This is a genomic window from Mycobacterium intermedium (assembly GCF_002086275.1).
Classification (GTDB): Bacteria; Actinomycetota; Actinomycetes; order Mycobacteriales; family Mycobacteriaceae; genus Mycobacterium; species Mycobacterium intermedium.
The window spans coordinates 19084-29764 of the sequence record NZ_MVHT01000086.1; the positions used below are offsets into that span (position 1 = coordinate 19084).

A 10681-nucleotide genomic window follows, 5' to 3' on the forward strand; every position below is an offset into this window, starting at 1 on the left:
GTCCTACTGCAGGTCGTTGATCGCGGTCACCAGCCGCTCCTTGACCTTATCCGGCAGTGGAACATAACCGGCTGCGGAAAGCCCCGCCTGCCCGTCATTCACCGCTGTAGTGAGGAACGCCTTGACAGCGGCGGAGGTCCCCGGGTCGTACCCCTTCGAGCACACAATTTCGTAGGTAGCCAGCATCAACGGGTAGGCGTTCGGCTTTTCGCCGCTGTAGATCGACTTCAGTTCGAGCACCAGATCGTTGCCGCCGGAGACGAAGCTGACCGCGGCGACGGCTTCCCGAGCGGTACGGTCGGTCAGCGGTACGACGCCGGTGCCGGTCTTGATCTGCGCGACCGGCATGCGGGCGCGGTCGGCAAAGCCGTTCTCGACGTATCCGATCGATCCCGCAATGGCCTGCACGGTTTGGATGACGCCGGCCGACCTTTCCGCGCCTTCACCGACGCCGCCGTGGAACTCGCTGCCCACGCCTCGCGCCCAGCTCTGTGGTGCGGCGGCGGTCAGGTACTTCTGGAAGTTGTCGGTGGTTCCCGAGGAGTCCTTTCGATACACCGGGGTGATTTCGGTATCTGGCAATCGCACCCCAGGATTGAGCGCGGCGAGGACCGGATCGTTCCAACTTCGGATCCCGCCGCTGAAGATTTTGGCCAGTGAGTCGGCGTCCAAGGTCAAGGTTGGTACGCCGGTCAGGTTGAACGCCAACGCAATTGGCCCGAACACCAGTGGTAGGTCCCAGGCTGGATTGCCTTTGCATCGTTGCGCGGCGGGGCCGATCTGTGCGGCGATCAGCGGCGAGTCCGATCCGGCGAAATCGGCCCGGCCGGCGATGAAGTTGTCGCGGCCGGCGGTCGACCCGGTGGGGTTATAGGACACGGTCTTTCCCGGACACAATTGTGTCCAGACCTGGGAGAAATGCGCGATCGCATGCTGCTGTGCCGTGGAGCCTTCGCCCTTCAGCTCATTCGTTCCGCCGCAGGACGCGTCGCCCGGAGAGGTTCGGGAAATGGCAGACGACCCGACGTCGCGGCTGTCATCGCTCCCGCAGGCGACGAGGCCCATACTGCAGACGGTGGCCCCCACGACCGCAATTGCCAGCGCCGGTCCCCTGCTTACGGTGTCGAGTCTCACCGATCCCGCTTCCCGAAACGCTAGTTAGCCGTGACGACGCCCGTAGCCAGACGCTCCTTCAACAAAGTTGCCAAGTCGCGGCGAAAGTATGCCCGCGCGCGAAAACCCGGCCAGTAGATGTCTAACCCGCGGCCGCCGGCGCGTAGGCCGTGTCGACGCTGTACGTGGTGAAACCGAGACTCTGGTAGGTCCGCACCGCGGCGACATTGTCCGACTCCACGTAAAGCATCACGGTGGGTTCGGCCGCCTCGGCAAGTCGCTGCGCGAGCCAAGTAACGCCGATCTTCGTCAACGTCTTGCCCAGACCTCGCCCTTGCGCGGCCGGGTCGACACCCACGACATAGACCTCGCCCAGACCCGGTTGGTCCAGATGCACTTTGGTCCAGTGGAATCCCAGCAACGTGTCGGACCGGGCATCGAAGGCCATGAACAGTCCATCAGGGTCGAACCAGGGTTCGTCGCGGCGCTCGGCCAGGTCGGCTTCGGTCCACCCGCCCTGCTCGGGGTGATAGGCGAACGCGGCATTGTTGACCCGCAACAATTCCTGGTCGTCGGATGCACCCGCATACGTACGAATCCGCACCTCGCCGGCTGTTGCCGAAGCCATCTCACCGGCCAACTCCGCGGCCGGGTCGGTGCTGTCGCGCAGCGAGCGACGCATTTGCAGCAGTTCGCGGACGGCGGTAAGTCCCACCGCCGCCGCCGTCGCGCGGGCGGCCTGCAGCGTGCCGTGGGCCCAAAAGTGGTTGCTCCCATTGGTCTTGGCCATGGTCGCGCGGATCAGCGCGGTGCCGATACCGCGTCGGCGGGCTTGAGGGTGCACCACCAACTCCGCCATCGCGCCGTCCGCACTCAGGTTGAGGTAGCCGGAAAGGGCGTCGTCCGGCGATGAATCACCGACCAGCAGATGCTGGGTGCGCTGCTGACCCAATTCCCGCAGCACCTGCTCTCCCACCGGGGCTACCCCGTCGAATTGCGTTGCCGCCGTGACGAGTTCGCGTACCGCCTGCTGCTGGACCGGGGTTAGGGTGGAGCGCCAGTCCGAGTGCAGGTCAAAGGTCATTGGCCGGTGCGCAACGGGTCGGCCAGCGGCTCTTGGGATGTTTGTTGGTCGCTCTCGGAGTCGTCGTTGTGCTCCGCGATCGGCGTTCGGCCGCGTGCCGGCCGAACAGCCTTGTACCCCACGTTGCGGACGGTGCCGATCAGAGCTTCGTGCTCGGGCCCGAGCTTGGCACGTAGCCGTCGCACGTGCACATCGACGGTTCGAGTGCCGCCGAAGAAGTCATAGCCCCACACCTCGTGCAGCAGTTGTGCGCGGGTAAAGACCCGGCCGGCGTGCTGGGCGAGGTATTTCAGTAACTCGAACTCCTTGTAGGTGAGGTCGAGCGGACGCCCGCGCAGCCGGGCGGTGTAGGTGCCTTCATCGATCACCAACTCGCCCAAGCTGACCTTCCCGACGCTTTCCTGGTCGGCCAGACCGCCGCGGCGGCCGACCACCAGGCGCAGTCGTGCGTCCACCTCAGCGGGACCGGTGGTCGGCAGCAGGATCTCGTCCAACCCCCAGTCCGCGCTGACCGCGACCAACCCGCCTTCACTGACTACCGCCAGGACCGGGACCGACCGCCCGGCCGTGCTCAACAAACGGCATAGCCCGCGCGCGGCCGAGAGATCGTTCCGAGCATCCACCAGCACGACGTCTGCATTGCCCGCCTCCAGCAACGAGGACGCCTCCGCCGGGGCCGTCCGCACGGTGTGCGGAAGCAGCGACAAGGACGGCAGCACGGGGTCGGGATAAAGCTCCGACGTCAGCAGTAATAACTCCAAAAGCCCCTCCAGCGTCGTGGGAAAGGCATCTCCCAGCTTCATGCGCAGCATGACGTTAATAGCCAGCTCACCTAACGATAACTTGCCACCTGGCGTTTGGCCTGATGGAAAAGAGCAACGGGGCATGGATCACACGGCGTCACACCATGGGGCATCCGCACCACGGCCGTCACAACTGTCACTTTTGGCGTGCCACTTCGCCCCGGTGGGGCCGGTAGGTCCGGCGCGTCTGATGGGCCACAATATGCGGATGCGCAAGGTGCTGATCGCCGCGACGGCCGCGGGGATCGTTCTTGCCGTGATCATCCTTGGGGCGGTCGGCGTCGACTTCGGGGCCAGCATCTACGCCGAGTACCGGCTCTCCACCAGCGTGCGCAAGGCAGCAAATTTGGGCACCGACCCATTCGTCGCCATCCTGGGTTTTCCGTTCATCCCCCAGGCGATGCGTGACCGCTACGACGAGCTGGAAATCAAAGCCAACGGCGTCGAACACGCGATGGTGGGCAAGGCCACGCTCGAGGCCACCATGCACTCGATCGACCTGACCGAGTCATCCTGGCTGATCGGACCCGACGCGAAGCTGCAGGTAGATGAGCTGGAGAGCCGGATCATCATCGACTCGGTGCACCTTGGCCGCTATCTGGGGATCATCGACCTGATGGTCGAGGTACCGCAGCGCGAGAGCAACGACGACGCGACCGGCGGCACCACGGAATCGGGGATATCCGACAGTCACGGCCTGGTGTTCAGTGGCACACCCAAGTCGGCACAGTTCGATCACCGGGTCAGCGTTTCGGTCGACCTGTCCATAGCTCCCGACGACCCGGCGACCTTGATCATCACGCCCACCGGCGTACTCACCGGACCCAACACCGAGGACCAATCGGTCCCAGACGACAAACTGCAAGCCGTGTTGCGCGCCTTCAGCAGCCGGCTGCCCAATCAGAAGCTCCCCTTCGGCGTGGCGCCCAACACCGTGGGGGCCCGGGGCTCGGACGTCATCATCGAAGGCATCACCCAAAAAGTGACGGTCGACCTCAACCAGTTCAAGCAGTCTTGAGTCACATCGAGCCGGCCGGCCCGCGGCCCTCTTACCACTGTGGCTTGACCACGACGCCATTGGGTAAGCTTGCCGACGTGTCAGCCCGCTTCGAGCCACTGCTCTCCATGAGTCGCGCAGGTGACCTGCGCCGTGACGCGGGCTGTTGTTGTTGCTGTAGCTGCTGAGTAGCCGCCGCCCAATCCGCGCGACGCTCGGAGCCACCCCGGACCTTCCGTGGCGTGCCCTACCGTTTCCGTGCACAAACGCGCATCCAGGCGGAACCCCAGACAAAAATTTGGCCCCCTGCTGTTCATAAGAAGAAATCGAAAGGATCACCATGGCACGCTCCGACGTCCTGGTCTCTGCCGACTGGGCTGAGAGCAATCTTGACGCCGCCAACGTCGTCTTCGTAGAAGTAGACGAAGACGTCAGCGCATACGACGGCGGTCACATCCCCGGTGCCATCAAGCTGGACTGGCGTACCGACCTGCAAGACCAGATCAAGCGCGACTTCGTCGACGCGGAGCAGTTCTCCAAGCTGCTGAGCGAGCGCGGTATCTCCAATGACGACACCGTGGTCCTGTACGGCGGCAACAACAACTGGTTTGCCGCTTACGCGTACTGGTACTTCAAGCTCTACGGGCACAAGGACGTCAAGCTGCTCGATGGCGGCCGCAAGAAGTGGGAGCTCGACCGACGCGCGCTGTCCAGCGACCCGGTCAGCCGGCCCGCAACCTCCTACATCGCGTCCCAGCCGGACAACTCGATCCGGGCGTTCCGGGACGAGGTGATCGCGGCCATCAATGTCAAGAACCTGGTCGACGTGCGCTCCCCCGACGAGTTCTCCGGCAAGATCCTGGCCCCCGCCCACTTGCCGCAGGAACAGAGCCAGCGCCCCGGCCACATCCCCGGCGCCATCAACGTGCCGTGGAGCAAGGCCGCGAACGAGGACGGCACCTTCAAGTCCGACGAGGAGCTGGCGAAGCTCTACGCCGACGCCGGGCTGGACGGCGAGAAGGAAACGATTGCTTACTGCCGGATCGGGGAGCGGTCATCGCATACCTGGTTTGTTCTGCGGGAATTGCTCGGGCACAAGAACGTCAAGAACTACGACGGCAGTTGGACGGAATACGGCTCCCTGGTGGGCGCCCCGATCGAGTTGGGAAGCTGAAATGTGCACTGCACCTAAGCAAGGACTGACGTTGCCGGCCAGCGTTGACCTGGAAAAGGAAACGGTGATCACCGGTCGTGTCGTCGACCGTGACGGTCAGGCCGTGGGCGGCGCATTCGTGCGGTTGCTGGACTCGTCCGACGAGTTCACCGCTGAGGTCGTCGCGTCGGCCACCGGTGACTTCCGGTTCTTCGCCGCACCGGGATCGTGGACGCTGCGCGCGCTGTCTGCCGTCGGCAACGGCGACGCCGTGGTCAACCCGACGGGTGCGGGCATCCACGAGGTAGACGTCAAGATCGCCTGACGGGCCGCGCCAGGACCGGATGTGTCGCGAAGACAGCTAACACGAATAGACTCGTCTCCGTGGTGCTGTTCTTCGAGATCATGCTGGTCCTGGCGACGGGGGTCATCTCCTGGTTCGCGCTGTACGCGCTGTATCGGCTGATCACCGACGAGTCGTGAGCTCCGACGAGGACCCGAACAAGGGCCCGGCCGAGGAGGGCACCGAATCGGTCCTTCCGATGGGCTCGGGCGACCGTGCCGTTGCCGCCGCGGCGGAACGCGCCAAGGTGACCGCAGCGCGCAACATCCCCGCGTTCGACGACCTGCCGCTCCCCAGCGACACCGCGAACCTGCGGCAAGGCGCCAACCTGCACGACACGCTGCTCGCACTGCTGCCGCTGGTCGGGGTCTGGCGCGGCGAAGGTGAAGGCCGCGGACCCGACGGCGACTACCGATTCGGCCAGCAGATCGTGGTCTCCCACGCCGGTGGCGACTACCTGAACTGGGAAGCCCGGTCCTGGCGCCTCGACGAATCCGGCGAATACCAGGAACCGGGGCTGCGTGAGACCGGTTTCTGGCGCTTCGTCAACGATCCCGACGACCCGAGCGAATCGCAGGCCATCGAACTGCTGCTGGCCCACTCCGCCGGTTACATCGAACTGTTCTACGGACGACCCCGAACCCAGTCGTCCTGGGAGCTGGTGACCGATGCCCTGGCCCGCAGTCGATCCGGTGTGTTGGTGGGCGGGGCCAAACGGCTCTACGGCATCGTCGAAGGTGGCGACCTGGCCTACGTCGAGGAGCGGGTCGACGCCGACGGCGGCCTGGTGCCGCATCTGTCGGCTCGGTTGACCCGGTTCATCGGGTAGTCCCGCGCGGGTTCTGTTGCCTTCCCCGCGAAACTCTGCGTTTACTGTTCGCGTCCGAGCACCCGACAGCCTGGAGAGGAAGCCGGATGCGTCACCGCAGAACAGCCCCACCGTGGGCGCGTCGGGCTGTAGCAGCGGTCGGTGTGCTGCTGGTCGCATATCTGGCTGCGGTGGCGGCTCAACCGGCGATTGTCGACGCCCTCCCGCACCCGTTGCGCTGGTTCGGCCGGCCTGGATCGATGGCGACAACCACGATCGTCGTCGGCGTCCTGGTCGCCGTGATCGTGATGGCTTTCCGATCGAGCGGCAGCCACCATTTGGTCGGTGTTTCGTTCAGCGTGATCGCAGTGCTGATCGGCACGAGCGCGGTCCTCGGCCTGGCCGCGTACTGGGGTTGTCACGACGAAAACCATCCGGCCCTCTTCACGCCGTTGATGTTGACGGCCCAATTGATCAAGGGCAGCAGCGGCGACTACTCCCTGGGCGGACACATCTGCCCCGACCCCACCCCGGTGGGTCTCGAAATAGCCCGCATTGCAGCGGTTTCGGCGATCTTTACCGGGTTGGGCGGCGTGGTGGTCGGTGTCTTCCGGTCCCAGGTCGACCGGTTCCGGGCCAACGTCGCCGAGTCCGTCACCGCCATCGTGGGGGTCGAGGACGACACCGAATCGATCGTCAGTGGGGTGGCACGCACCCTGGACCACCGCGGCACGCTGGTGGTCATCACCGATGCCGGGGATTCGCGCGCACAGCGGCTGCGCAGGCTGGGCGCCCGGGTGGTGCACGCGGATTTCAACACCCCGTCCACCCTGGTGTCGCTGCGGCTGTGGCGTAACCTGTCCCGCCTCTACCTCATGGCGCCCGACCCGGCGATCAACCTGTTGTGGCTGGACCTGATCAGCCGTCGCCTGGCCCAGGTCGCCAACAAGCGTCGACTGCCCCTCATCGTGCGCATCGACGACCCCTGGCTGGCCGAAGCGTGGCGGGCCCAGCAGTTCGGCGGATCCGACATCCGGTGGGCGGCCGACGTCGTCGGCAAATACGAGGTGACCGCCGGCCGCCTGCTCGACGCGATCGTCGCAACCGGCAACATACGCCGCGTATTCGTATGCGGGACTTCGCAATTGACCTTGGCCCTGTGCGCGAACCTCACCCAGCGGGCGTTGGAACGCGACTTCTACACCCCACCTGGTTCGGTCCCGCTACCCGCGCTGACCCTGGTCGAACGTGACGCCGACGATTATTTGAAGGATCACGAGTTCTACCGGCAGCAAGCGGGATTCATCTCGGAGGGGCCGATGATCGACGCCGTCGCCGATGCGCCGACGGTACCGACCATGCTGCGTCTGATCGGCGACGCCGACCCCGCGACCACTGCCGTGATCCTGGTGGGCACCCACACCGCGACCATCGGAACCCGCCTAGCCGCGCGCTTCCCGCAGATGCCGGTCTACACCTCGGACCTCAACACCACCGTCGCCGACGACTCGGTGCAGGTCGTCGGCCGGCTGCAGTCCTACTCGCTGGTGCTGGACACCCGCGAAGGCCAGGTCCAGGACACCTGGGAACGCGCGGCCCGACTGATCCACGAGCGCTATGTCGCCACCCTCGACCCGAGTTGGCCGCGCGGCCCCGCGGCGGTGCCGTGGAGTGAGCTCGACGAGTTCTATCGCGGGTCCAATCGTCGTCAGGTGCGCAACGCGCTGTGGATGGTCGAACAGATCGCCGGGCACACCTGGAACACCTGGGGCAGCCCTCCGGTGCAACTTTCGGGCGCCGACATGGCCGACTTGCCGCCACTGGAACAGTTGGCGCTCATGGGTTTTGACCACTACTCGGCGCTGAGCATGGCCAAGGCGGAGCACGAAGACTGGTGTCGCTACTACCGCCGCAACGGCTGGAAATACGGTACGCCGCGCGATGATGCGCACAAGATTCACGACAAGCTGGTCGACTGGTCCGAAGTCGAAAGCAACCCCGATCTACTCAACGCGGCGGTACGGAGTTTGGCTGCGACCTTGTGGAGCCTGCGCCAACTCGGCTACCGGTCGCGCCCGCTGTGGCAATCCTTCATCCGGGTGGGCACGGTGACCGCCGAACAACGAAGCGAGCCTTGGACATGGCAGTCCGATTCCGGGCACACCATGCAGGCCGACGCCGGCGACTGGGCCGTGCAAGCCGACGGGAAGACCTGGTCGGTGCGCGACGACATCTTCCGCGAGACGTACGAGCCCGCCGACGAACCGGGCCGGTGGCGCCGCAAGGGGCGGGTGCAGGCGCGGCCCGCCTACCCGGGCGAAACGGTCGAAACGCTGGAGGGCCCGACGACCGCTGCGGACGGGGACTGGATTGTGCGCGGTGTCGACGGCGAGCAATGGCCCGTTCCCGGTGCAGAATTCACCTGCCGGTACGCGGCGTTCCATCCGCCGGCGGACGCGGTGTTGCCCGAAAGCGGTTAGCTGCCCGAGGTATTCAGCGGCGTGCGGCGGTCGCCCCCGCGCCTGGCTCCGCGCACGTGAAAACACTGATACGGTAACGGCGCATCCAAGCTCCCCTGCGCGTCAGTTGAGGAGAGACTGCCATGGCAGTGTTCATTAGCTACTCAAGCCAAGACCGGGCGGCACTCGAAGCCTTGCATACCGCGCTCAAGCGCGCCCAACAGCAAGTTTGGTTCGATCAAGAGCTCGGCGGTGGCGACGCCTGGTGGAGCGCGATCCTCGAGCAGATCCGCAACTGCGAGGTCTTCATCGTCGCGCTCTCCAACAACTGGTTGCAGTCCAAGCCCAGCCAGGCCGAGCTGCGCTACGCACAGGCTTTGCGGCGGCCCATCCTTCCGGTGCGGGTGGGACCGGTGGACAGCGTGCGGGTCAATCCCGTGGCGACCCTGCAGATCATCGACTACCAAAACCCAACCGTGGATGCCGGCATCCAACTGGTCACCGCAATACACGCGCTACGGGCCAAGGCCGAGCCGTTGCCCTCGCCGCTGCCCGAGGAACCTCCGGTGCCGTTCGGCTACATCACCAGGTTGGGGAACGACCTCGCCGAAAAGGAGCTCAGCCCGCAGCAGCAGATTCAGCTGCTGGTCGAGCTGCGATCCGGATTCGCCGAGGACGGCGACGATCCCAGCGCCCGCAGCGATATCGCCCAACTGTTACGCATGCTGCGGCTGCGGCACGACGTCACCTACCGCACCCGCACCGAGATCGACAACGTGCTGAAGGAGATCGAAGCCAAAGACGCGGAGGCTGCGGCAAAGACGGCGGAGTCCAGCGCGAAGACGCAGGCGGCGATACCGGTTGCCACGGCTCCGTCCGCGCAACCCGGCGCCGGTACGAGCCCTCGACCGCCGGCCGCCCAGCCCGCTCCGTCGTCGCCCAGCCAGGGCGGGGGCGGCGGCAAATCCAACAAGAAGTTGCTGGTGCTGGGGGCCGCCGCACTAGCCGTCATCGTGGCGATCGTGCTGGTGGTGGTTTTCACCTCCCAGAAGGGCGGCGGCGAGCGCAAGCCGGCGGCCCAACCGGCAGGCGCCGCGGCCCCGGTCGGCGAGCCTAGCTCGGGGGGCGGGTCTCCGGCCCGCGCCGGTCTGCTGGGTGCCGAAGAGCTCGGCACCCTGGTCGGCGACCCGAACCTGGGGCCGCACGGGCGCGGCGATGCGCTGCGCAACCTGCAGGCGACCTCGTCGATCCCGGATTGCGTTGGCACTTTTGAGGTGCTGGCGCAGGAGGTGTACGAGCCTTATGGGCCAACGGCGGGACGCTGGGAAGAGTTCAGAACCAGGGACAGCGAGACGGGCCATCGGATAGTCGAAGCCACTGCCACCTTCCCGTCGGCCGAGAAGGCGCGCGCTTTCGTCGAAGAATCGGGTAACAAGTGGCGAGCCTGCGCCAATCAGACCGTCACCTACACCAGTGGCAAGGCCGCCGACTGGAACGTCGCTGACGTCGCCGGCGAGCCGGGCAACATCACGCAACTTCGCACGCAGGCGAACGGTGCGGGCCGCACCTGCCAGCATGCGTTGCGCGCGGCGTCGGATGTGGTGATCGAGGTGCAGGCGTGTGGCCCGGACATCACCGACGCGGCGGCCCGGATCGCCGACCAGATCGCCACTCGGGCCGCCAAATAGGGGTCGCGCGGAGCGCTCTCTCTGCACTCGTCGAGCGTGGGGCCTACGTACCGGGTCTCGACGTTTCGGGTGCGTATGCCCCACATTCGGCGCACGGGGTAGGCGTCCACGCAGGGAGGCACTCGCCGAGCGTGTGGCCTACGTACCGGGCCTCGATGCGGTTTCAAGCCATCGATGCAACACCTCTTTGAGTGAGGAGTGTTGTGATGCCCCATCGTGCGATTCAGCCTTCG

Annotated in this window: 9 protein-coding genes; 6 read left to right on the forward strand and 3 right to left on the reverse strand. The window is 65.8% G+C overall.

The genetic code is table 11. The annotated features are described in order from the left end of the window. Window positions 1–3 precede the first annotated feature (3 nt). The 3 genes from pstS to BST27_RS23950 all read right to left on the reverse strand — a co-directional run bounded on the left by pstS (window position 4) and on the right by BST27_RS23950 (window position 3000). Entirely contained in the window at window positions 4–1065 is a 1062-nt protein-coding gene (gene pstS / locus BST27_RS23940; RefSeq protein WP_079219648.1) for a phosphate ABC transporter substrate-binding protein PstS, read from the reverse strand. Window positions 1066–1255: 190 nt separating this feature from the next. Further along, window positions 1256–2197: a mycothiol synthase gene (gene mshD, locus BST27_RS23945; protein WP_069422022.1), complete on the reverse strand. Its 942-nt coding sequence runs from the start codon at window positions 2195–2197 to the stop codon at window positions 1256–1258. Continuing rightward, entirely contained in the window at window positions 2194–3000 is an 807-nt protein-coding gene (locus BST27_RS23950; RefSeq protein ID WP_139805331.1) for a winged helix-turn-helix transcriptional regulator, read from the reverse strand. The genes mshD and BST27_RS23950 overlap by 4 nt, the downstream gene beginning before the upstream one ends. A gap of 202 nt (window positions 3001–3202) precedes the next feature. Here BST27_RS23950 and lmeA point away from each other — a divergent pair, with 202 nt between their 5' ends. The 6 genes from lmeA to BST27_RS32575 all read left to right on the forward strand — a co-directional run bounded on the left by lmeA (window position 3203) and on the right by BST27_RS32575 (window position 10448). Then, the gene (gene lmeA, locus BST27_RS23955) at window positions 3203–4018 is read left to right on the forward strand and encodes a mannan chain length control protein LmeA (RefSeq protein ID WP_069422030.1); all 816 of its coding nucleotides are present in this window, start codon (window positions 3203–3205) and stop codon (window positions 4016–4018) included. A gap of 319 nt (window positions 4019–4337) precedes the next feature. Further along, window positions 4338–5171 carry a sulfurtransferase gene (locus BST27_RS23960; RefSeq protein WP_069422023.1) on the forward strand — a complete coding sequence of 278 codons (834 nt, stop codon included), beginning with the start codon at window positions 4338–4340 and terminating at the stop codon, window positions 5169–5171. Window position 5172: 1 nt separating this feature from the next. Next, window positions 5173–5475 carry a DUF1416 domain-containing protein gene (locus BST27_RS23965; RefSeq protein WP_069422024.1) on the forward strand — a complete coding sequence of 101 codons (303 nt, stop codon included), beginning with the start codon at window positions 5173–5175 and terminating at the stop codon, window positions 5473–5475. A gap of 217 nt (window positions 5476–5692) precedes the next feature. Further along, entirely contained in the window at window positions 5693–6322 is a 630-nt protein-coding gene (locus tag BST27_RS23970; protein ID WP_069422031.1) for a heme-binding beta-barrel domain-containing protein, read from the forward strand. 86 nt (window positions 6323–6408) lie between these two features. Continuing rightward, window positions 6409–8781, forward strand: a complete 2373-nt coding sequence (locus tag BST27_RS23975; protein WP_069422025.1) for a RyR domain-containing protein — start codon at window positions 6409–6411, stop codon at window positions 8779–8781. Between the two features lie 122 nt (window positions 8782–8903). After that, window positions 8904–10448 carry a sensor domain-containing protein gene (locus BST27_RS32575; protein WP_069422026.1) on the forward strand — a complete coding sequence of 515 codons (1545 nt, stop codon included), beginning with the start codon at window positions 8904–8906 and terminating at the stop codon, window positions 10446–10448. The last annotated feature ends 233 nt before the right edge of the window (window positions 10449–10681 follow it).

Excerpts from the sequence above, each read along its gene's own strand:
- pstS (WP_079219648.1), bottom strand. The coding sequence starts at position 1,065 with ATGGGCCTCGTCGCCTGCGGGAGCGATGACAGCCGCGACGTCGGGTCG.
- mshD (WP_069422022.1), bottom strand. The coding sequence starts at position 2,197 with ATGACCTTTGACCTGCACTCGGACTGGCGCTCCACCCTAACCCCGGTC.
- BST27_RS23950 (WP_139805331.1), bottom strand. The coding sequence starts at position 3,000 with ATGAAGCTGGGAGATGCCTTTCCCACGACGCTGGAGGGGCTTTTGGAG.
- lmeA (WP_069422030.1), top strand. The coding sequence starts at position 3,203 with ATGCGGATGCGCAAGGTGCTGATCGCCGCGACGGCCGCGGGGATCGTT.
- BST27_RS23960 (WP_069422023.1), top strand. The coding sequence starts at position 4,338 with ATGGCACGCTCCGACGTCCTGGTCTCTGCCGACTGGGCTGAGAGCAAT.
- BST27_RS23965 (WP_069422024.1), top strand. The coding sequence starts at position 5,173 with ATGTGCACTGCACCTAAGCAAGGACTGACGTTGCCGGCCAGCGTTGAC.
- BST27_RS23970 (WP_069422031.1), top strand. The coding sequence starts at position 5,693 with ATGGGCTCGGGCGACCGTGCCGTTGCCGCCGCGGCGGAACGCGCCAAG.
- BST27_RS23975 (WP_069422025.1), top strand. The coding sequence starts at position 6,409 with ATGCGTCACCGCAGAACAGCCCCACCGTGGGCGCGTCGGGCTGTAGCA.
- BST27_RS32575 (WP_069422026.1), top strand. The coding sequence starts at position 8,904 with ATGGCAGTGTTCATTAGCTACTCAAGCCAAGACCGGGCGGCACTCGAA.